This is a genomic window from Maribacter halichondriae (assembly GCF_027474825.1).
GTDB classification, from domain to species: domain Bacteria; phylum Bacteroidota; class Bacteroidia; order Flavobacteriales; family Flavobacteriaceae; genus Meishania; species Meishania halichondriae.
In genome coordinates, this window is the sequence record NZ_CP107030.1 from 2,003,244 (window position 1) to 2,024,360 (window position 21,117).

General features: G+C 42.5%; 20 protein-coding genes and 1 pseudogene. All 21 read right to left on the minus strand.

The features are described from left to right. Positions 1-12 precede the first annotated feature (12 nt). Positions 13-1,296, minus strand: coding sequence for a Kelch repeat-containing protein (locus N8A86_RS09120; RefSeq protein WP_273568770.1), 1,284 nt, complete (start codon positions 1,294-1,296; stop codon positions 13-15). 11 nt (positions 1,297-1,307) lie between these two features. Further along, positions 1,308-2,600 (minus strand): Kelch repeat-containing protein, encoded by a 1,293-nt coding sequence (locus tag N8A86_RS09125; RefSeq protein WP_273568771.1) that lies wholly within the window; start codon positions 2,598-2,600, stop codon positions 1,308-1,310. 18 nt (positions 2,601-2,618) lie between these two features. Then, a complete protein-coding gene (locus N8A86_RS09130; protein ID WP_273568772.1) occupies positions 2,619-3,917 on the minus strand; it encodes a Kelch repeat-containing protein in 1,299 nt (432 codons plus the stop codon). Between the two features lie 20 nt (positions 3,918-3,937). Further along, positions 3,938-5,230 (minus strand): Kelch repeat-containing protein, encoded by a 1,293-nt coding sequence (locus tag N8A86_RS09135; protein ID WP_273568773.1) that lies wholly within the window; start codon positions 5,228-5,230, stop codon positions 3,938-3,940. A gap of 11 nt (positions 5,231-5,241) precedes the next feature. Then, entirely contained in the window at positions 5,242-6,261 is a 1,020-nt protein-coding gene (locus tag N8A86_RS09140; RefSeq protein ID WP_273568774.1) for a Kelch repeat-containing protein, read from the minus strand. 52 nt (positions 6,262-6,313) lie between these two features. Continuing rightward, on the minus strand, positions 6,314-6,973 hold the full coding sequence (locus N8A86_RS09145; RefSeq protein ID WP_273568775.1) for a collagen-like triple helix repeat-containing protein: 660 nt from the start codon (positions 6,971-6,973) through the stop codon (positions 6,314-6,316). 54 nt (positions 6,974-7,027) lie between these two features. Further along, positions 7,028-7,630, minus strand: a complete 603-nt coding sequence (locus tag N8A86_RS09150; protein ID WP_273568776.1) for a collagen-like triple helix repeat-containing protein — start codon at positions 7,628-7,630, stop codon at positions 7,028-7,030. A gap of 82 nt (positions 7,631-7,712) precedes the next feature. Further along, positions 7,713-8,285, minus strand: coding sequence for a hypothetical protein (locus N8A86_RS09155; RefSeq protein WP_273568777.1), 573 nt, complete (start codon positions 8,283-8,285; stop codon positions 7,713-7,715). A 107-nt stretch (positions 8,286-8,392) separates the two neighbouring features. Then, positions 8,393-10,048 carry an ATP-binding response regulator gene (locus N8A86_RS09160; protein WP_273568778.1) on the minus strand — a complete coding sequence of 552 codons (1,656 nt, stop codon included), beginning with the start codon at positions 10,046-10,048 and terminating at the stop codon, positions 8,393-8,395. Next, on the minus strand, positions 10,036-11,310 hold the full coding sequence (locus N8A86_RS09165) for a hypothetical protein (protein ID WP_273568779.1): 1,275 nt from the start codon (positions 11,308-11,310) through the stop codon (positions 10,036-10,038). The genes N8A86_RS09160 and N8A86_RS09165 overlap by 13 nt, the downstream gene beginning before the upstream one ends. 11 nt (positions 11,311-11,321) lie before the next feature. Further along, the gene (locus N8A86_RS09170; RefSeq protein ID WP_273568780.1) at positions 11,322-12,056 is read right to left on the minus strand and encodes a two-component regulator propeller domain-containing protein; all 735 of its coding nucleotides are present in this window, start codon (positions 12,054-12,056) and stop codon (positions 11,322-11,324) included. Between the two features lie 74 nt (positions 12,057-12,130). Continuing rightward, positions 12,131-12,304 (minus strand): annotated as a pseudogene (locus N8A86_RS22000) (two-component regulator propeller domain-containing protein); the annotation flags it as partial. Positions 12,305-12,583: 279 nt separating this feature from the next. Continuing rightward, positions 12,584-13,291 carry a hypothetical protein gene (locus N8A86_RS09175; protein ID WP_273568781.1) on the minus strand — a complete coding sequence of 236 codons (708 nt, stop codon included), beginning with the start codon at positions 13,289-13,291 and terminating at the stop codon, positions 12,584-12,586. A 71-nt stretch (positions 13,292-13,362) separates the two neighbouring features. Then, positions 13,363-13,842: a Kelch repeat-containing protein gene (locus tag N8A86_RS09180; protein ID WP_430682187.1), complete on the minus strand. Its 480-nt coding sequence runs from the start codon at positions 13,840-13,842 to the stop codon at positions 13,363-13,365. Further along, positions 13,812-14,657, minus strand: a complete 846-nt coding sequence (locus N8A86_RS09185) for a hypothetical protein (RefSeq protein ID WP_273568783.1) — start codon at positions 14,655-14,657, stop codon at positions 13,812-13,814. Before N8A86_RS09185 ends, N8A86_RS09180 begins: the two co-directional genes overlap by 31 nt. 24 nt (positions 14,658-14,681) lie before the next feature. Then, positions 14,682-15,941, minus strand: a complete 1,260-nt coding sequence (locus N8A86_RS09190; protein WP_273568784.1) for a Kelch repeat-containing protein — start codon at positions 15,939-15,941, stop codon at positions 14,682-14,684. A gap of 17 nt (positions 15,942-15,958) precedes the next feature. Beyond that, a complete protein-coding gene (locus N8A86_RS09195; RefSeq protein WP_273568785.1) occupies positions 15,959-17,233 on the minus strand; it encodes a Kelch repeat-containing protein in 1,275 nt (424 codons plus the stop codon). Positions 17,234-17,253: 20 nt separating this feature from the next. Further along, entirely contained in the window at positions 17,254-18,519 is a 1,266-nt protein-coding gene (locus N8A86_RS09200; protein WP_273568786.1) for a Kelch repeat-containing protein, read from the minus strand. Positions 18,520-18,543: 24 nt separating this feature from the next. Next, on the minus strand, positions 18,544-19,815 hold the full coding sequence (locus N8A86_RS09205; RefSeq protein WP_273568787.1) for a Kelch repeat-containing protein: 1,272 nt from the start codon (positions 19,813-19,815) through the stop codon (positions 18,544-18,546). Positions 19,816-19,839: 24 nt separating this feature from the next. Beyond that, the gene (locus tag N8A86_RS09210; RefSeq protein WP_273568788.1) at positions 19,840-20,136 is read right to left on the minus strand and encodes a DUF6242 domain-containing protein; all 297 of its coding nucleotides are present in this window, start codon (positions 20,134-20,136) and stop codon (positions 19,840-19,842) included. Beyond that, positions 20,079-21,116 carry a Kelch repeat-containing protein gene (locus N8A86_RS09215; protein WP_273568789.1) on the minus strand — a complete coding sequence of 346 codons (1,038 nt, stop codon included), beginning with the start codon at positions 21,114-21,116 and terminating at the stop codon, positions 20,079-20,081. Before N8A86_RS09215 ends, N8A86_RS09210 begins: the two co-directional genes overlap by 58 nt. Position 21,117: the final 1 nt, after the last annotated feature.

Consider the following 21,117-nt stretch of genomic DNA (forward strand, 5'->3'; position numbering starts at 1 on the left):
TTTTTTTAAATCTTATTCCAAAATCCAGATATCGTTGGTGGCCATATCGTCTGGCCCGACACCCCCGATTATCCAAGGGACTTTCTTGAATATTATGGACACATGATCAACTCTTTCTGAAAATGGAGCTTTGCTTATTGCCTCAAACCAGTCGGTGCCATTGCTACTGAACCAAACATCGTTTAAAAAACCTTCTCCATTTGACAATCCTCCGGCCAGCCACATTTTGTCATCGAAAACAAAGCCGGTCTCAAAATTTCGGGCAGGAAATGAGGGATCATCAGTAGCCAATGTCCAGTTTGCCCCATCGGCGCTGTACCAAATGTCTTTATGAAATACAACTTGCTCAATACTTAGGGCAGCTCCTCCTATGACCCACAATTTATCATCAAAGACCATTGATGTATGATGAAGTCGTATACCAAAGGGTGTCTTGTTTAGGGCTTCTATCCAGTTGATACCATCTTCGCTGTACCAAACATCATCTATTGAAGTAGGCCCAGACCCACCCAATAGCCATATTTTTTCATCATGAACTACGGTACTATGTCCTGACCGCGTGGGAAATGCTGCACTCGCTGTTTCTTGAGTCCACGAAATGCCATTCGTAGTGGACCACACATCATTTAAATGAGCCCCATCTTCAATTGTTGCCCGACCACCTATGAGCCAGAGCTTACCTTCAAAAACGACCAAGGAGTGCTCACGTCTAGGGGAAAAAGGGAGGGGAGTTGTTATTTCCAACCAATTAATACCATTTTCACTGAACCAAACATCGTTTTTCAGTTCATTATTGACTAATCCACCAATTACCCACATCTTTTCATCATAAGCAGCGGATGCAAACCCGGTTCTTTTGGGAAAAGCGGCATTTGCGGTAACGGGTGTTTCGGGAAAATTAAGGTTTCGGGTCGAAAATTTATTGATACCACTTTGCGAAGTTTGCCCGGCCGAATCTTTGGCCACCACTTTCCAGTAATACTCGGTTATAAGGTTCAGCCGCTCCATAATCTCAAAAGAAGTTTGGGGGATATCACTTTGATAAAGTGTCGTGGGATTTATCTCCTTTCCCAAATAGAGGTCATAAGTTACCTCACCGCCTTTAGGATTTTTGGCCGATTCCCAACTTAAGGTAGGCAATACATCTACATTGGTCGAATTATCGGCAACATCGATCAGGTTGAAACTTAGGGGTGGTTCATTCCGTAGTTCCAATTCGTGCGAAACTGGATCATCATTTTTGCAACCAATTAGAATTATTGCAGTAAGGAAAAGGTATTTATATTTAGTTTTCATTTTGGTGTTTTTTATTCGAGGGCCCATATATCATCACTGGGTTCAAGGTCGTCTACGCTCAAGTACCCGCCGATTATCAATAATTTATTGTCATATGAAATTGCCGTATGCCGTGTTCTTGTGGGGAAATTTTCAGGCACGGGAAGTTCTGTCCATTCAACACCATCACTACTGTACCAGACATCATTCTTTAACCCGTCGCCACCACTACCACCAATCAACCACATTTTGCCATCATGAATAGTCAGGGTATGGCTTCTTCTTTTCGAAAAAGCAGCATTGAGGTTGGCCAATTCCCAATTCTTGCCATCTGAAGATGACCATACATCATTCAATAGCCCGTCATCATCCTGGCCGCCGACAATCCATATTTTATTATTAAAAACCGCGGAGGCGTGACCAGTTCTTCCTGAAAAGGAAGGCGAGACTATCGCTACTTCTGTCCAAGTTCTACCATTCGTACTAGACCAGATATCATCATATTTAAAGCCTTTGAAACTTGATCCCCCGATAATCCAAATCTTATTATCAAAAACCACGGAAGAATGATTGCCCCTTTCAGGAAACTCTTCATTGGGGGTAACGTCTTCCCAATCGACGCCGTTGTTACTTTGCCAAACATCGTCCAATATCAGAGGATTTTCATCGACAAACCCACCGATAATGTACATTTCATCTTGGAAAACTACAGCACTATGCCCACTTCTATCACAAAAGGGTTCGTTTTCGGCAGACTTCGTCCAATCAATGCCGTTTAGCCCAAACCAAGCATCATCTCTTGTCTCCTCTACATAGAACCCTCCGATTATCCAGAGTTTGTTATCAAAAAAAGTTGTGGTATGGTTTGATCTTGAACCAAAATTGGCATTGGCCACAAAAGGAGCATCGGGTATTGTAAGATTTCGTGTGGTAAACTCTTGAATGTTGCTTTGCGAAGAAGTGCCCTTAGTGTCGGTGGCCACGACCTTCCAGTAATACTTCGTAATCAGGCTTAGTCGCTCTTCAATTTGGAAAGAAGTTTCCGCAATATCGTTTTGGTAAATTGTTTTGGGATTTACCTCATTTCCCAAATACAGGTCATAGGTCACGTCGCTGCCTTCGGGGTTTTTTGCAGATTCCCAGCTCAGTGTCGGCAATACCCCAACATTGGTCGAATTATCGGCGACATCGATCAGGTTGAAACTTAGGGGCGGTTCGTTCTGAAGTTCGGGCAATTTGACCGCTGGGCCATCGTCGTTTTTGTTGCAGCCAAAAAAAGATAGGCAAGCAAATATTGTCAGAAAAAGATATTTTGTTTTCATCATTCAATGTTTTGAATAGGATCATTCCAAGACCCAAATATCATTCGTTTGCACACTTGGTACCTCTTTCATATCAAGCCCTGCAATTACCCAGAGTTTGTTTTTGAACGCGACTGCCGTATGGCCTCGACGTGGTAAAAAAGGAATATCTTCTTCGAACTGTACCCAATGCTCACCGTCTTTACTGTACATGGTCGGGGGAATATGCCCGAATGGCATCAGACCTCCGATGACCCAAAGGGTATCATCAAAAACTACCGCGGTATGTGACCATCTTGATGAAAAGAAATGTTCGGACGAATTGCTTTTCGTCCATGTCATGCCATCCTCGCTATACCAATCGGCACCTTCTTCGGTATGATCATTTCCGCCGATGACCCATAACTTATCATCGAAAACGGTAGCTGAATGTCCTGTTCTATTCGTAAAAGGAGCATTGTCGGTGGACTCGGTCCAATTTATACCGTCGGTGCTGAACCAAATGTCGTTTTTGCGTCCGCTTTCGGTTATTCCTCCTATAAGCCATAGGGTATCGTTGAAAACCGTGACCGTATGGCGTGTTCGGGCCGAAAATTGGGCGGCAGAGGTTGCCTGAACCCAATCACTGCCATTTTCACTATACCAGACATCGTTGGCCAGATGTGCTGAATTCTTTGTTATTGTCTCAAAACCCGTTTGTCCACCAATAACCCATATTTTGTCCTTAAAAACCACGGAGACATGGTTCATTCTTTTCGAAAAGTGTCCATCGACCGCCACTTGTTCCCAATGTAGACCATCGGTGCTTTGCCAGATATCATTCGATAAACTGCTATCGTAACCACCGATGACCCAAAGCTTATCTTCATGGGCCACGGTAGTTTGGCCAAGCCTTGCAGGGAAACTTGCATTGGCGACCACAGGCACTTCGGCAATGATGAGGTCCCTCGTGGTGAATTTATGAACCTGACTTTGCGAGCTCCGGCCTTCGGCATCGGTCGCTCTTACTTTCCAATAGTAGTTTGCCAGTAGATTGAGCCTTTTCGATATTTCGTAGGACGTGCCTGAAATATCACTTTTATATAATGTGGTGGGATCGGTTTCTTTGCCTAAATAGAGATCATAGGTGACCTCACCGCCCTTGGGGTTTTTTGCGGACTCCCAGCTTAATGTGGGCAATACGTCTACATCGGTCGCCATATCCGCGACATCGATTAGGTTGAAACTTAGGGGCGGCTCGTTCTGTAGTTCGGGCAATTCGGTTGTCGTAGTGTCATCATTTTTGTTGCAGTTCAGTACAGTGACCACTGTAATTATAAGTAGTATATATTTTGATTTCATAACCATGTTTTAAGAGTTTACTAGTCCAAGGCCCAGACATCGTTCAAGTATTGGTGCGAATTATTGATTCTCGTATCTCCGCCGATAATCCATAATTTATTATCAAAGACCACTATCGAATGACCAGCCCGACCATGAAAGGCTTTTTCTCCTTCTACCCGTTGCCAGTTGATCTCGGCAGAAGTGCAATAAATGTCATTTTGGCAACCATGGAAAAATCCACCAACATTGTATATTTTGTTATCAAAAACGGTACTTGCATGCAAAGATCTTAGCCTATATGAATTGGAACTAGAAGTCTTTGTCCAGGTCATGCCATCTTCTGAGTGCCAAACGTCACCTCGGGCAGTTGTTCCGCCAGAAGTTACTTCGTCGTTTCCTGCTATGACCCACATTTTATTGTCAAAAACGACAGATGTATGAGCGTATCTTTTAAACGGTAGTTCTGGAGCTTTGGTCCATTCGACACCGTCGGTGCTATACCATGCATAGTTTGAGACCGTAAGATTTTCTCCCTCTAGTCCGCCGCCGATTACCCAGATTTTATTATCAAAAACCAAACTGGTGTGAGCTGTTGTAGAAGGAAAATCTGCTGATTCGGTGGCCTCGATCCAGGTACTTCCGTCCGAAGTGTACCATACATCGTTGTAACGATTTGCCCCAAGCCGCCCTGCTATAACCCAGAGTTTGTCATCAAAAACGACAGAGGTATGACCCGACCTTGGAGCGAATCCGGCATTCGTGGTGCTGGCCGTCCAAGTCTCCCCATCTTCGCTGTACCAGATGTCATTTTTATAGCTCTCACCGTCGTAACCTCCGATTACCCAAATTTTGTTTTGGAAGACGACCGAGGTATGGCCGCTCCGTTTTGAAAACGGTGCATGCCATAAGATCGGGTCTTCGGGTAAATTAAGTCCTCGGGTGGTAAATTGATTTATGGCACTCTCGGTAATCCCACTTTTATTATCCTCGGCCGTAACCTTCCAATAGTAGTCTGATTTGAGGTTTAACCGCTCGGTTATGGCGAATTGGGTAGCGGCGATATCGGTAGCATAGGGTTTAATGGAATTGATTGTTTCCCCTAAAGAAAAGGTATAGTTTACGGCATCTCCATTAGGGTCAATAGAGGCCTCCCAGCTAAAAGCAGGAAGCACATCAACATCTGCTGCACCATCGGTAACCCCAATCAGGTCAAAGGCCAGGGGCGGTTCATTTTGCAACTCGATTTCCGGTGATACGGAATCGTCGTTTTTGTTGCAAGCCACGAAAAAGGTAGTCGCAACGATTCCAAATAATATCAAATAATTTTTCATAGCGTTTTTAGTTACTCCAATCTCCAAACATCGTTTTCGGTTAGTTCGCCAATACCGGCAATGATCCACATGGCTTTATCATAAACAACCGAGGCATGTGACCTTCTTTTAAACTTGCCATTATGGCTTACGGCGTTCCAATTCTTGCCATTTTTGCTGCACCAAACTTTGTTGTGGGCATTTAAGCTTGAGTCGTAACCACCTAGTACCCACATCTTATCGTCATAGACCAAAGAAGTGTGACCTTGAACTTTCCCAAAAGCCGGATTTTCGGTAGCTAGCGTCCAATTAATACCATTTTTGCTGTACCAGACTTCGTTGTTTGTCGCTGAAGTGAAGCCCGAAACGACCCACATATACCCATTGTACACGAATGCTGTTTCGAGGGTTACATACAAAGCTGGAGTGCTGGGGGTAACTTCCACCCAATCAATCCCATTTTTACTGTGCCAAACATCGGTTTTGGACCAACCGTCGTTGCCAATTCCTCCTATGACCCATAGGGCATTGTCGTAGACCAAGGTTGTATGGCTATGACGCGCAGGAAAGGGGGCCTTGCCCATCACTTTTTTCCAATTTTTGCCATCGCTGCTCTGCCAGATATCGTTATAGGGATTAAAAAACCCATCATCGCCCTCGGCACGTCCGCCAATGACCCATAGCTTGTTGTTGAACACCGTAGTACTATGTTCCATTCGTGGTGCAAAGTGACCTGTGGCCTTCACTTCTATCCATTTGTTTCCGTCCTTGCTTTGCCAAATGTCATTTTTTACCTGCGCGCCCGCATTGTGTATCAATGCCCTGCCGCCAATGACCCATATTTTGCCCTTAAAACTTGTTGCGGTATGATGGGTCCTTTTTTCGAAAGAGGCCCCTTTCGTGACCAATTTTGCTTTTAATGATTTCTTTTTTGTTTTTGGGATGGATTTGAAATCGGTTGCTCCGAAATCTGTGGACTCCATTTGTGGTTTTTCACAAGAGAAAGCAATCAACGCTAAAGCCAAAACCAGTATTTTTTTTATGATTCTCATATTCGAATTTTTTAAAAATGTTATGGGGAAACGTGTGTCTGCATTCTAGGTTTTACTCTGGGATATTAAAATGCGCAGTGATTTCTTCGTAGGTCATTTTGGTAAAATCAGTTTTCTTGCCCGACGAATCACTCCCTGAAGAATTGGCGATAACCACATATCGAAATTCAGCCTGGAAAGTAGATTTAAAGAAAATATTCGACAATGAGTCGGAATCTAAAGCCGTAACCCATATTCTTAAAAAGGCAGAGGCGACAACCTCATAGGCATAAGTTTGGCTTGGGTACGTCGGCTCATTTCGCATTGTCCAAGGTATACTGAAAACAGTATTGCGCCTAGCATAAACCAGAATAGCTCCATCTTCAATAATATCTCTGGCTTCTTGTGTTAGTGAAAATTGAAATTGTAGACTAGATTCCGTACTCGATGCTGGAAACTCAGAAGGTATCCAATCAGAAAAATACACATTGGCCGTACCGGGTTCGCCTTGGGCACCGTCTTGACCATCTTGTCCCGCTTCTCCTTGCGACCCTGTGGCACCTTGGGCACCGGTTTCTCCCTGTGGCCCGTCAGGGCCTGGCAGGCCTTGTTCACCCTTTTCACCCTGCGGCCCAATGGGTCCCTGATCGCCGTCTTTGGAGCAGGCCAGCAACAGGCTTGCCGCAAATAGGATCGTGAAAAATCTTCGTATGAATTTGGATTTTGTTTTCATAATGTTTTTTAAATCGTTGCCAATAATGCAGGCAAAATAATTGGAGGTATCTGGTTATCTAGGGATATTAAAATGCGCCACGATTTCTTCATAGGTCATTTTCCCATAATTTATAGAAGATGATTTTCCACTCGATTGAACCCCACCGGGAATAATCACATAGCGGTACTGCTCTAGAAAATCACCGTCTAGAACATTCTCTCCTTCTTCATTGGCCGCCACCGTAATTCGAAGATTGCCATTGGAAGCTTGATAATAGTATGATTGTTGTCTTGCAACCCCAAATACAATGGGCAGTTCATAGACCAGTAGCTCTGAGTTATTATTTATTCTTGAACCATAAACCAATAGGGTACCGAAATTCAAGATTTCATTATCGATTTCGGTTACAGGGATGTCGAATGATGCAGAGGCTTCGGTGATATTACTGCCAAATTCGGTATTGAACCAGTTTGAATAAATGACATTGGCCGTACCCGTTTCACCCTGCTCGCCTTGTTCACCTTGGGCACCTTGCGGGCCAGGCTCTCCTTGAATACCCTGTGCCCCTTGTGGGCCGACAGCTCCATCATTGCCATCTTTTGAGCAACCCAATGCAAGGGCAGCGATAAAGAGTAGCCTAAAAATTCTTGACGTAAATTTCATTTTTGTTTTCATGATTAAAAGGTTTAATAGTTATTATTTGAAAGGACGGCAGCCCACTATGCGTCTGACTCTCTTTCGATTGCATAAGTTCAGTCTAGCTGTTTAGATTAAAATAGTGGGCCACTTCCGCATAGGTCATTTTTTCAAAGTCTGGTGAATTAGCTGATTTGAAGCTCAGTAGTTTTTCGCCGGGTACGATAACAACCCTGAACTGGGCTTTGGCCGATGGTCTAAAAAAGATGTCTTGCAAAGGGCCGAGGTCTAGTGAGGTAACTCTTAGGCGAACTGTGGTACCCTTGACCCCTGGTAATAGCTCTACCATGTAACTTTCAGCATCTTGCGGCATCGTAATTGGTAGTGTAAAAATGTTATTTCTTCTACCGTAGACCATGACTAGGTCTTCGTCTAAATTCAAAAACTTATTCTGTATAAGAGGTAATTGAAAGAACTCTGAACTACTTTGACTACTATTCGGTAGTTGAGAGGGGAGCCAAGCTGAATAAAGCACGTTGTTCTTATTATTTTTTTCCGATGCCGTTTCGAATTTCAAAAACTCACCTTGTATCGATCCATCTAGAGTTGCATTTTCTTTTGTGCAACTCAAGACAAGGCTTGTAACAAAGAGAACGCAACACAACCACTGTGAAATCTTCATTAAATTTTTCATAACCATTGAGTTTAAAATGAATCACTAACCCAAATGTATATGAGAACAAAAAGAAAGGAATGGTGATATGTAACAAAGTGCTGACCGTATGTAACCTAGAATTTAATCTACTGATTATTAACAGATTGAAGATATTCTGAAGGTGTTTTTTTGAAGGTTTTCTTAAAACATTTCATAAAATAGGTAGGTGTACCGAAACCTACGGTGTAGGCTATTTCATTTATAGTGAGATCGGCCGTTTTAAGAAGGTTCAAAGCCTGCTTTAAACGTTGCGACCGGATAAAGGCAGTAGTGGATAAACCGGTATAGGCCATCAATTTTCTGTGCAGTTGCATACGGCTCATGTTGGCCAGTTTGCTGAAAGTTTCCGAACCGAAATCGGGATTCGAAAGATGCTTGTCAAGAATTTGTTGGATCTTGTTCAAAAAGAGTTCATCGTTTGGCGTAACGGCGATGTCTTTTGGTTTAATGATAAATTCCTGGCTGTAGCGATTTCGTAATGCTTTTCTTATTGCTATCTGGTTCGCAATACGTTGTTCAAGAACAGCAATTTTGAAGGGTTTTTTAATATAATCATCCGCACCCGAAACTAGGCCTTTAAGTTCGTCTTGCTCACCCATGCTGGCCGTCAAAAGTAGAATCGGAATATGACAGGTACGTTCATCGGTTTTAAGTGTATTGCACAGTTCGATGCCATTTTTAACGGGCATACGAATGTCTGACAAGATGATATCTGGAACCTCGGAAAAGGCGATTTCCATACCGATTTTTCCATTTTCAGCCTCAAGGATGCGATACTTTTTTTGCAGAGCCAATTTGACAAAAGTGCGAATTTCGTCGTGATCCTCGACGATAAGCATGATGGGTAAATCCTCTTTTTTGTCCTTTGACGAACCATTTTTGGTTTTCGAAATCCCAGGACTATTTTGAACAGGTTCTGGTTTTGGCGTGGGTTCGACAATTTCGTACCCTGCAAATGCAGTTCTTTCTATTGGGAGATTTACGGTGAAGCGTATTAAACCATCTGCGTCTAAAGTTGTATCAATTGAACCATGATAGGCATTGACCAATTCCTTGACCAAGGCAAGGCCGACCCCCGCGCCCTCTGAAAAAGTATCTTGCTGGTAAAATCTCGCAAACATTTTTTCTAATTCTATTTTTGAACCCGGTAATACCGTATTAGAGATGCTTATCAACACATTTCCGTAAAGTTTTTTAACCAGAAACTCACAGATTCCGTTTTTCGGGGCATACTTAAATGCATTGGAAAGTAGGTTTGTCGTTATTTTTTCGATCACGTCTGCATCGTACCAAACCTCATCAAGAGGTTCTATTTCTACGGAATAGGCGATATTTTTTTGCAGTGATTGGAACTCGAAGGATTGCGCGATGGTATGCAAGAAAAGGGAAAGATTTCCCTTTGCAATTTTCAGGTTCAACTTTCCATTTTCCAATTTCGCCAATTCCAACAATTGATCGACCAATGAGGTCATCCGGTTTGCATTTCGCTTGACCATGGAAAAATTGGCTTGGTCGAATTCCGAAAGATTTCCCTCGGAAAGCTTTTGTTCGATAGGCCCTGCAATCAAAGTCAACGGGGTTTTGAATTCATGGGCGATATCGGTGTAGAGATTCGATTTGAAATCGTTGAGTTTTTTTAGGCGTTGGGTTTCTTCCTCTTTCAACCTTAAATTGAGTTTCATCGACCAGCGCCATTTGAAATAGAAATAGATTCCCAAAATAATGCCACCTATAAGTAGCATATAGATGAACTTGGCCAAATGGCTGAGGTACCAAGGGGGTTTATATAGATGCTCAGGCAAGAGACGCCCTGTTCTTGAATTATACCATCATATAACGTTTGGACTTTCAGACGATGGTTTCCAAAGGGAACGTTTGTGAAATAGGCCGTCTGCAAATCGGCAATTTTGAAGGGCCCATCGTCAAGCGCATAAGCATACTGCAATTTTTCAGGATTGGTAAAGTCCAGCGCAGAAAAGCTGATGGAGAAATCATTCTGATCCGGGGCCAAGGATATGGTTTTTAGATGTGGGGCGCTGTAAGCGGGTATTGTCGATTTTCCATCAGTCGAGTTTACTTTGAAATGGGTGACTACAGGCGGAGCGATTTGTTTTTCTTCAAAAGGTTTTGAAAGATCGATCTGTTGAACCCCCTCGTCGGTTCCGAAATACATCATTTTTTCGGTATGATCATAGTATCCGGATCCAAAAAGAAAGGCATTTGAAATCAAGCCATCTGTTTTTGTAAAATGTCGAAAAGTCTTTTCCTCGAGATTATAAACATAGATGCCATCGTTGATGGTGGTAATCCAGAGATTGTCCGCTCCATCCTTTTTAAGGGTCATAATTTTTTTATCGAATAACTTCCCTTGATACCGCAGGCGATCAAAGTCGTCGGAACTTTCATTATAGCTGACGATACCAATATCCGAACCGAACCACATTTGGTTCTTATTATCCTCTTCATAATTCATTATGATATTTGACGTAAGGGATTTGGGGTTGCCGGCTTCCCTTTTATAGCTGATCATTTTATGCTGTATACCGCCGGGGTCCGATTCCAAGAAATTATCTATCTTATAAATCCCGTGGGCGGAAGTGGTAGTCCACAATCTATCTTTCGAATCAATGTGAAGATCTATAATCTTGGCATCGTCTTTTTCAGATAGATTTTTGAGAGAAACAAAAGCCAGTAATTCATCACTTTTATCAAGAACATAAATCCCCTTCCAAGAACCCACCCATGTTCGTTGTTTGCCATCGATAGCCAGCCCGTAACAAAGTGTCTTTTTACGGGGCGTTATAGGTAGGGAAATGGTTTTGTATAACTCTTCGTTGTAGAACTTATAGACCTTCCCGTTTTGCGCAGCTGCAAGAACGGTATCCCCATTCTTCACAAGACCGGTGACGAAGACCCCCTTGATCAAATGTTTGTATCGATTTTTGGTAATGCTATATAATCCGCCTCCTCCAGCAATATATAGTGTTCCTTTATGCTTTAGCAAGCGTCTGGCGTTTAGGGGTATTGCTTTGGAAAGAAATGCCTTTCTGCTACTTTTTCTTTATAAAGTCCTTTATTTGTGCCCACCCATAACGTACCCTGTCGATCTAAAAAAATGGTTTCAATCTCTAAATTGGCGTTATCAATGTCACTGATTATCCTGTCTAGTTTAAAGGTTAGGGGATTAAATCTAAATAGGCCGGAGGTCGATGCCAAAACATAATTTCCATTGCTGCCCGAAGTAAATGCTATCAGTTTCTCTGGGGTGATGATTTCTTTTTGGATACCATTCCCTTTGAACAAGATCAACTTATCGGACAGACTAACTAATAGACCTATATTTGGGATGTACTTCAATAATTGAACTGGTGAACCAAAAGTATATTTATGCTTCAGAGTTTTTGTTTCCTGATTGTAAAGTACTAACTGGTTTTCTTCACGTATTGTCCAAAGCAAACTCCCGCTAGAAGTCATTGTTTTGTTTAAGTTGGAGATATTAAGGGTCTCATGGGTGTTCGTGGCTATATTAAAAATCGAAAGCCCTTCGTCGGAAAGACTGGCAATATGCTCTGTGCCGAGTCTGGCAAGTTTGGATACATATTTACCGGCATATCTATTTTTGGAGGGTTTGGAAAAATTGATGAAATCAAAATCTTTTGGGGAAAACTTGGTAATTCCTCCGCCAGTGGTAGCCACCCAATAGTCGCCATTTGAATCGATGACAATATTCTGAATCCAATTGGCCGCCAATGATTGGGTGTCCTCAGGGAATTTCGCAGTACTTCGAAACGGTAACCGTCATAGCGGTGAAGTCCGTCTTGGGTGCCTATCCAAATAAAGCCTAACGAATCTTGTGTAATACTAGAAATCCAGTTATTGACCAACCCTTTCTCTATCTTTTGAAAATAGCGTTGGTCTTGCTTCTGGGCGTGAACAACGACTGCAATCAAAAAGCAAAAGCAGAAATATCGTATGACTAAAAGCCTGTTCCAATACATTAGAGCGAATTAATATGGTCTTCAGATAGGCAAAGCTAGGAAGGAACTATACCCCAGAATGCCACATATGTAACGTACTATGCAAGAAGTGTAACATGATTATATCAACACCCAGCTAAATATAAAAGATTTGCTTGCCTAATTATTTAGATTCTAAATGGTAGTTCATTGGTCTCGTAAGTTTTAATAGCGATGATTTGGTGGTGTTTAAACAAAAAGGACCAAGGTTTTCAGGCGCTTTTTTGCGAATAGACTTGAAGATTTAATCAAAACCCTATGTTATTCGGGTGTATTCAGATGAAACTTAAATTCAGAATAAAAAAATCCATTGTCTTCGAGGTTTGTTCCAAACCGCCCTTCGAGGTACGCTTCTGTTTTGGAATAGTTAATGGTCGCCTTTATAAATCGAGGGTTCACTTCAGGCGCACCTACAAAGGTGTATTCCGCAGTAATTATGTTTCCTTCCCTTTGCCAAGAACCCTCTATGGGGCTTGTATCAACAACGACACCGTTATCATCTTCCGCAATTAGGACACCTTCCAATTTATTGGACATGAAATTGAATTCCGCAAAAAATTTAGAACCAAGAACAATGAAACCACCAGGTTCGTAGCTGCCTTTGAATAGACCTTCAAATTTGTTTTCAATACCCATTTCGAGTACCGTATCTTCTCCGGCGTTATTGTATGCCAAAACATCTAGTTGATTTGCTCTTGCCGATCCTAGGGGTAGCGTTTTATCCCAGTTAATGATACCAGTTTCAGTATTTATAGAAACACCCTTGCGACTGTTAAGGAGCCCGAACCGCCCTTTATCCCCCTTCCAGTCAACGGTGGGCGCAACACTGCTGCCTGCTTTATAGAACGAAGTTTTGTATTGTGTTTGATCATAACTTATTTCCGGGGGACCAATGGGCACATCATCAGACTTTGAACACGAACAGATCATACATACTAGTAAGCCGATAATTTCAATATTGTTTTTCATGATTTTCTAATTTAATTCGATTTAGTCCATTGCCCAGACATCTTGTTTTGGTCCCTCAAGAGTTGTGCCTCCTATAACCCAAAGTCTTTCATCAAAAACCAGGGAATTATGTCGATATCTTTTAAAAATGAGACAGAAGTGTTTGATTCTTTCCATAAAACGCCGTCTTTACTGTACCAAATATCATCATTCACCTCTAAGATTGAAGAGTCGCCATGTGAGCTATAGCCACCAATGACCCATAGTTTATTGTCAAACATAGTGACCGTATTTTGCACTCTTTTTGAAAAAGAAGCAGCGGAGGTGGCTTGTATCCAGTTCATGCCATCATTGGAGTACCAAACATCATTTTCACCTGTTTGGGAAGTTTGGCCGCCGATGACCCACATCTTGTCATTAAAAACTAGTGCCATATGTAAGTTTCTTGCTGAAAAAGGTGCTTCCCCGGTTGCTTGGCTCCAGTTGGCACCATTCTCACTATACCAAATGTCGTTCATGTTCCCTACTTGCCCATAGCCACCTATAACCCAAATTTTGTTGTCAAAAACCACAGTGCTGTGGAATATTCTTTTGGAAATTCTGCTGAGAGGGTCGCTGCGACCCAATTACTACCATCGGTACTATACCAAACATCATTTTTATAATCAGGACTACTTTTAGAATAATTCTTGAGTTGCCTATCAGTCTTACCCATCGGATCATCATCGACATCCTCCTCCTCATACCCACCGATAACCCATAATTTGTTGTCGAAAACCGTAAAGGTAAACCCGGTTCTGGGTGAAAACATTGTGTTTTGGGTACTGAGTGTCCAATCCTTGCCATTTTCACTGGACCAAACTTGATTATCGTCGTTACTTCCAGAAGAACCAATTATCCATAATTTATCTTTATAAACTAACGAAGTATGTCTTGACAACAATGGAAAACTGTCGGCATCGCCTACTGGTTCTTCAGGAAAATTGAGGTTACGTGTTGTAAATTTATGAACGGCACTTTGCGAAGTTTTGCCATCCGAATCTTTCGCAACCACCTTCCAATAATAATCTGTCAATAAGTGAAGTTTGTTAACAAATTTGATCGAGGTACCATCAATGCCACTTTCAAAAAGGGTAGTCGGGTTTACCTCAGATCCCAAATAAAGATCATAGGTTACCTCGCCTCCTTTTGGGTTTTTAGCGGATTCCCAGCTTAGGGTCGGAGTCACATCAACATCTTCTGCACCGTCGGGCACGTTGATCAAGTCAAAACTCAGTGGCGGTTCGTTTTGAAGGGCGATTTCCATGGGAGCCTTATCATCATCTTTTTTGCAGCCCATGGAAAGACCCAACAAAAAAACTGTGATTATAAAAGTGTATTTTTTCATAGCTTTTCAATTTACCGTTGGCGATTAATCCATTGCCCAGATATCGTTCTTGAAATCTTCAGAATCGACACCGCCTACATTCCAAAGACGATCATTATAAATCACAGATGAGTGGGACATTCTTTTTGAAAATGGGGCATTATCGTCAGATTGGTTCCAGTGTAACCCATCGCTACTGTACCAAATATCGTTTTGTAAACCATCTACCCCATAGCTAACACGCCCGCCAATTACCCAAAGTTTACCTCTAAAAGGTATAAGTGCATGATTTTCTCGAGATGAAAAATTACTATTGGATGCCGCCTTCATCCAGTTAATTCCGTCCGAGCTATACCAAATATCGTTCTTCAATTTTTCAAAATAGCTCCCTCCGACTAGCCATATTTTTTTATCAAACACCATGGAAGCATGATTTGTTCTTTTGAGGAATGGATTTTCGGCCACTGCCACTATCCAATTTGTCCCGTCGGAACTATACCAGATATCGCTATCCTCATTGCCGCCGATGACCCAAATTTTATTATCAAAGACAACCGAACTGTGCCCATTTCTTTCGGAAAATTGGGCGGAAGAGGTAACTTCCATCCAATTGGCACCATCATCACTAGACCACACATCATTTTGTTGTGCTCCGTCATAACCTCCAATAACCCATATTTTATCATTGAATACTACGGATGTATGTCCGAAGCGACTTGAAAAACCGGCAGAAGAGGTGGCTTCCGTCCAGTTTAGACCATCATCACTGTGCCAAACGTCATTTAAATACCCTTCATCGCCAAAGCCGCCGATTACCCATATCTTATTTTTAAAGACAACCGTTGAATGCCTAAACCTTGCGGTAAAATTTGCGGCATAGGTAATTGCTTCCTCCGAAAAATTCAAGTTGCGAGTGCTAAACTTATGTACTGAACTTTGTGAAGTTTTTCCATCGGCATCTTTGGCAACAATTTTCCAATAATAGTCCGACAACAAGTACAACCTGTCTGTAATTTCAAAGGATGTATCATTAATGTCGCCTTGAAATAAGGTGGTCGGATTTACTTCCGATCCCAAATAAAGATCATAGGTTACCTCGCCTCCTTTTGGGTTTTTAGCAGATTCCCAACTCAGGGTCGGAGTTACATCAACATCTTCTGCACCGTCGGGCACGTTGATCAAGTCAAAACTCAGCGGCGGTTCGTTTTGAAGGGCGATTTCCATGGGTGCATTGTCATCGTTTTTTTTGCAGCCCATGGAAAGGCCCAATAAACATATTACCAGAAGTAGTTGTATATTTTTCATAACTATTGAATTAAATACTACTCGAGGGCCCAGACATCATTATTAGGGGCGTACTGGTCAACACCTCCAATAACCAAAAAATTGTGGTCAAATACGGTCGACGAATGGCCCCATCTTTTTGAAAATGGTGTGGAGGATGTTGCCTCTATCCAATTTAAACCATCACTACTATACCACACGTCGTTTTTTAAATCCGTATTTGCATATTCTCGGCCTCCAATGACCCAAAGCTTATTATCAAACACAGTTGTAGTATGGTTATACCTTCCCGAAAATGGAGCGGCCGGGGTAACCTCTGTCCAATTTAAACCATCACTGCTGTACCATACGTCATTTTTTCTTGTGTTAGAGTCCTTGCCACCGATTACCCAAATCTTATTGTCAAACACGGTGGCAGAATGCCCGAATCGCTTTAAGAAAGGTGCCTCCGATAAAACTTCCGTCCAGTTTATTCCGTCACTACTGTGCCAAGAAACATCATCTGGAAAACCAAGCCCCGCTCCTCCAAGGACCCAAATTTTACCATCAAATACTACCGAAGCGTGATTGGTGCGTGCTGAAAAAGGGGCGGCCGAGGTAGCCTTGGACCAACTGGCACCATCGTTGCTGTACCAAACTTCATTTTTGGAATCCTGAGAAAAAGCGAATGCCCTTAAACCCGCAATAGCCCAGATTTTGTCGTCATAAATTACCGTAGAATGCCCCCATCTCTTTGTAAATGGTGAATCTGTCATAACCTCCGTCCAGTTGACGCCATCGTTACTGTTCCATACATCGTTTTTTACTACGTTATCGGCCTCTCTACCCCCAAGAAGCCAGATTTTATTATTAAAAACGACGGTGGTGTGACCAAACCTTTCAGAGAAAGCCGTCGATGAGGTTAAGGGTTGGTCTTGAAACTTATAATAACGAGTTGTAAATTTGCTTATTGGGCTTTGCGAAGTTTTCCCTTCATTATCCCTAGCCACAACCCTCCAATAATAATCGGTTAATAGCTGTAACCTTTCTATAATTTCAAAGGAGGTGTCTTCAATACCGCTTTCAAATAGGATCGTCGGGTTTAGCTCGGTTCCCAAATAAAGATCATAGATGACATTTGCTCCATTAGGATTTTTGGCAGATTCCCAACTCAGGGTGGGAGTAAGATCGACTTCGGTTGCATTGAGAGGAACTTCTAAAAGATCAAAGCTGAGTGGGGGTCCGCCGACTTGGAGCATATCTGACGGGTTATCGTCCTTTTTGCAACCTATAAAACAAAGGGTCGCCACCATAAATGCATAGAATGTTTTCATACCTTTTTTTTAAAAATAACTTAATCAAGTGCCCAAACATCGTTCAAAAAGCCATCATCATTTTCGCCTCCTATAATCCAGATCTTGTTCTTGAAAACTTCGGTCGTATGGAAATAGCGTGAAAAGATGGACTGGTTGGATGAAGCGATGTTCCAATCGGCTCCGTTCTCCGAATACCAGGCATCGTTCTTTGGTTCGGCATCGTCCTTTCCTCCGAAAAGCCATAGCTTTTTATCAAATACAACTGCAGAAGCCCCCAATCTCTTTGAAAATGTCGATGTTGAGCTTTCTTGAACCCAATCTTCACCATCAGAACTATTCCAGATATCATTGAGCGGCATTCCTCGAGATCCTCCTAGAATCCACATTTGTTCATTGAATATAGAAGCTCCATGCGAAGCTCTTTCCTGAAAAGGGGAATTATCATTGGCTTCTGACCATGTGACACCATCCGTACTGTACCATACATCCTTAAAAACCACCCAAAGCGAAGCACCTCCTATAACCCACATTTTGTTATCAAAAACTAATGATTTATGCACTGCCCTTGGCAGAAATTCAGCATTTTCGACGGCCTTGATCCAGTTGGTACCGTCTTCACTATACCAGACATCGTTCTTCCATCCGACACTCTGAAATCCGCCGATGACCCACAGTTTGTTATCATACACCACGGTTGTATGGCCCCACCTTGGCGAAAAGGCCGCGGCGGCCGTAGCCTGCGACCAATCTTTACCATTGCTACTATACCAAACATCGTTGGCCCAGTCAATCGCACCTGTTCTGCCCCCGATGACCCATAGTTTATCATCGAATACCGCGGAAGTGTGGCTGGATCTGGGAAGAAATTCGGCATTGGGTGTTACAAGAGCGTCGGAGTAGTTAAGATTTCTGGTCGTAAACTTGTTCGTGGCACTTTGTGCTTTTCTGCCTTCGGTATCCGTTGCAACTACTTTCCAACGATATTCGGTAAGTAACGGTAAGGGCTCGTTTATTTGCATTGATGTATCTTCAAGATTACTTTTGTAGAGGGTAGCCGGAATTATTTCAGTATCTAAATAAACATCATAAACGACATCAGAACCCTTGGGATTTTTAGCGGATTCCCAACTGAGCGTTGGGGTTACATCAACATCTTCTGCACCGTCGGGCACGTCGATCAAATCAAAACCTAAGGGAGGTTCGTTTTGAAGGGCGATTTCCATGGGTGCGCTGTCATCGTTTTTTTTGCAGCCCATGGAAAAGCCCAACAATAGTATTGCGATTATTGAAGTGTACTTTTTCATAGCATTTTCATTTATATTAACAAATCAATCCATTGCCCAGACCTCGTTTTTTCTACCATCGGTACTCTCTCCCCCAACGATCCAAATGTTATCCTGAAAAACAACAGAGGTATGCCTGAACCATTCGATATAATCTGTTGTTGCCAGATCCCAGTTTGTTCCATCGATACTATACCAAACATCTTTTTTGTACCCGCCATTGGTTTCATCTTCATAGCCTCCAATAATCCATATCTTTCCATCATAGACCACCGACGCATGACCTGACCTTTCTTCAAAGGCTGCAATGGATGTTGCCTTTGTCCAATTGAGCCCATCACTACTAAACCATACGTCATTTTTATGCTCTCCCAGACCACTACCGGTACCCCCGATAACCCAGAGCTTATTGTCAAATATTACCGAGACATGACCAGATCTTTTTGAAAAGGGAGCGGAATCAGTAGCCAGTTCCCAATCGATCCCATCATGACTATACCATACATCGTTACTAAACACGCTCCCATTCCCTACACCTCCAATGACCCAGATTTTATTTTCAAATACCACAGCGGTATGACCGAATCTTGCTGAGAATTCGGCGGTGGCTGTCGCCATTTCCCAATCAACTCCATTCGCATTGAACCATACGTCATTTTTTGCACTGTTGTCGCTACCTCCGATTATCCATATCTTTCCATCAAATACTACCGATGCGTGACCTGCTCTTTCTTCAAAGGCTGCCACTGGGGTCGCTTCTGTCCAATTGACCCCATCATTGCTGTACCACACATCATTTTTCGAATCCATGTCATAACCACCAATTACCCACATCTTGTTATCAAAGACCACCGAGGCGTGACCACCTCTCGGCGAAAAGTCGGCTGCGGCCGTTACAGGTTCATTCGGTAAGGTTATATTACGTGTAGTGAACTTATGGATAGGGCTTTGCGAAATCTTGCCATCTGTATCTTTGGCAACGACCTTCCAATAATAGTCCGTCAACAAGTGCAATCTGTCAGTAATTTCAAAGGATGCATCATTACTATCGCCTTGAAATAAGGTGGTCGGGTTTACCTCGGTTCCCAAATAAAGATCATAGGTAACCTTGCTCCCCTTGGGGTTTTTAGCGGATTCCCAACTAAGCGTTGGGGTTACATCAACATCTTCTGCATTGTCGGGCACGTTGATCAAGTCAAAACTCAGCGGCGGCTCGTTTTGAAGGGCCATTTGCATGGGTGCGCTATCATCGTTTTTTTTGCAGCCCATGGAAAAGCCCGACAATAGTATTGCGATTATTAAAATGTATTTTTTCATAGCTTTTCAAATATTTAATACAGATTAATCCAAGGTCCAAACATCATTTCTTAATTCACCATCAAATCCCCCGATGACCCAGATATTACTGTCAAACACAATCGAGGTATGTGAAGATCTTTCGGTAAAGGGAACGGCTGAAGTAGGTTGAAGCCAATTCAGGCTATCAAAGCTATACCAAACATCTTTTTTTAATTCACCAGCAAAGCCTCCTATTACCCATATTCGGTTATCATAAACGACCGTAGTATGGTTATACCTTTCTAAAAAGGGGCTGCCGATGTAGCTTCCACCCAGTCGGCTCCATCGCTGCTGAACCAAACATCGTTTTCATAAATTGGGTTGAGACCGCTTTGAATCAATCCGCCTAAAACCCAAATTTTGTTGTCAAAAACAACACTGGTATGGTGTCTTCTTTGTTTGAATTGGGCGTTAGGCGTTGCTTCTTTCCATTGTTGACCGTCTGAGGAATACCAAACATCGTTTTTTGGCGACGCATCATGATCACCCGCAATGATCCATATCTTGTCATCGAATACTACAGAGGTATGGTTTTCTCTTTCGGAAAAAGGTGCGGAAGCCGTAACCAATTCCCAATCGACACCATTATTGCTCACCCAGACATCGTTAAAAGGGAGTTCTGCCGCATTGCCATCATAACCTCCGATGACCCATAGCCTATCTTTAAAAACCGTGATTGTATGACCCCTTCTTTCCGGAAAAGGATTCGTGGGAATAACCTCTGTCCACGTAACTCCATCAGAACTCTTCCAAATATCATTTTTCCAATGCCCATCATAGCCCCCTATTACCCATAATTCGTTATTAAAGGCCGTCGCGGCATGTCCGCTTCTTGCTGTAAAGTTGGCTTCATTGTTTACGGCTTCTGCTGGAAAATTCAGGGTTCGCGTGGTAAATTTATGAATGGCACTTTGTGAGGTTTTACCATCGGTATCCTTAGCGACCACTTTCCAATAATAGTCCGTCAACAAGTGCAACCTGTCTGTAATTTCAAAGGATGCATCATTAATATCGCCTTGAAATAAGGTGGTCGGGTTTACCTCCGATCCCAAATAAAGATCATAGGTAACCTCTCCCCCTTTAGGATTTTTGGCAGATTCCCAACTTAGGGTCGGGGTTACATCAACATCTTCTGAACCGTCGGGCACGTCAATTAAATCAAAACTCAGCGGCGGTTCGTTTTGAAGGGCGATTTGCACAGGTGGGGCGTCATCGTTTTTTTTGCAGCCCATGGAAAGGCCCAACAAACCTATTCCGATTATTACCATACATTTTTTCATA

What these genes read in the sequence shown, in the direction of transcription:
- N8A86_RS09195 (WP_273568785.1), bottom strand. Translation starts at nt 17,233, where the DNA reads ATGAAAACATTCTATGCATTTATGGTGGCGACCCTTTGTTTTATAGGT.
- N8A86_RS09155 (WP_273568777.1), bottom strand. Translation starts at nt 8,285, where the DNA reads ATGAAAAATTTAATGAAGATTTCACAGTGGTTGTGTTGCGTTCTCTTT.
- N8A86_RS09135 (WP_273568773.1), bottom strand. Translation starts at nt 5,230, where the DNA reads ATGAAAAATTATTTGATATTATTTGGAATCGTTGCGACTACCTTTTTC.
- N8A86_RS09125 (WP_273568771.1), bottom strand. Translation starts at nt 2,600, where the DNA reads ATGATGAAAACAAAATATCTTTTTCTGACAATATTTGCTTGCCTATCT.
- N8A86_RS09145 (WP_273568775.1), bottom strand. Translation starts at nt 6,973, where the DNA reads ATGAAAACAAAATCCAAATTCATACGAAGATTTTTCACGATCCTATTT.
- N8A86_RS09150 (WP_273568776.1), bottom strand. Translation starts at nt 7,630, where the DNA reads ATGAAAACAAAAATGAAATTTACGTCAAGAATTTTTAGGCTACTCTTT.
- N8A86_RS09185 (WP_273568783.1), bottom strand. Translation starts at nt 14,657, where the DNA reads ATGAAAAAATACACTTTTATAATCACAGTTTTTTTGTTGGGTCTTTCC.
- N8A86_RS09130 (WP_273568772.1), bottom strand. Translation starts at nt 3,917, where the DNA reads ATGAAATCAAAATATATACTACTTATAATTACAGTGGTCACTGTACTG.
- N8A86_RS09175 (WP_273568781.1), bottom strand. Translation starts at nt 13,291, where the DNA reads ATGAAAAACAATATTGAAATTATCGGCTTACTAGTATGTATGATCTGT.
- N8A86_RS09215 (WP_273568789.1), bottom strand. Translation starts at nt 21,116, where the DNA reads ATGAAAAAATGTATGGTAATAATCGGAATAGGTTTGTTGGGCCTTTCC.
- N8A86_RS09120 (WP_273568770.1), bottom strand. Translation starts at nt 1,296, where the DNA reads ATGAAAACTAAATATAAATACCTTTTCCTTACTGCAATAATTCTAATT.
- N8A86_RS09200 (WP_273568786.1), bottom strand. Translation starts at nt 18,519, where the DNA reads ATGAAAAAGTACACTTCAATAATCGCAATACTATTGTTGGGCTTTTCC.
- N8A86_RS09160 (WP_273568778.1), bottom strand. Translation starts at nt 10,048, where the DNA reads ATGCTACTTATAGGTGGCATTATTTTGGGAATCTATTTCTATTTCAAA.
- N8A86_RS09140 (WP_273568774.1), bottom strand. Translation starts at nt 6,261, where the DNA reads ATGAGAATCATAAAAAAAATACTGGTTTTGGCTTTAGCGTTGATTGCT.
- N8A86_RS09205 (WP_273568787.1), bottom strand. Translation starts at nt 19,815, where the DNA reads ATGAAAAAATACATTTTAATAATCGCAATACTATTGTCGGGCTTTTCC.
- N8A86_RS09190 (WP_273568784.1), bottom strand. Translation starts at nt 15,941, where the DNA reads ATGAAAAATATACAACTACTTCTGGTAATATGTTTATTGGGCCTTTCC.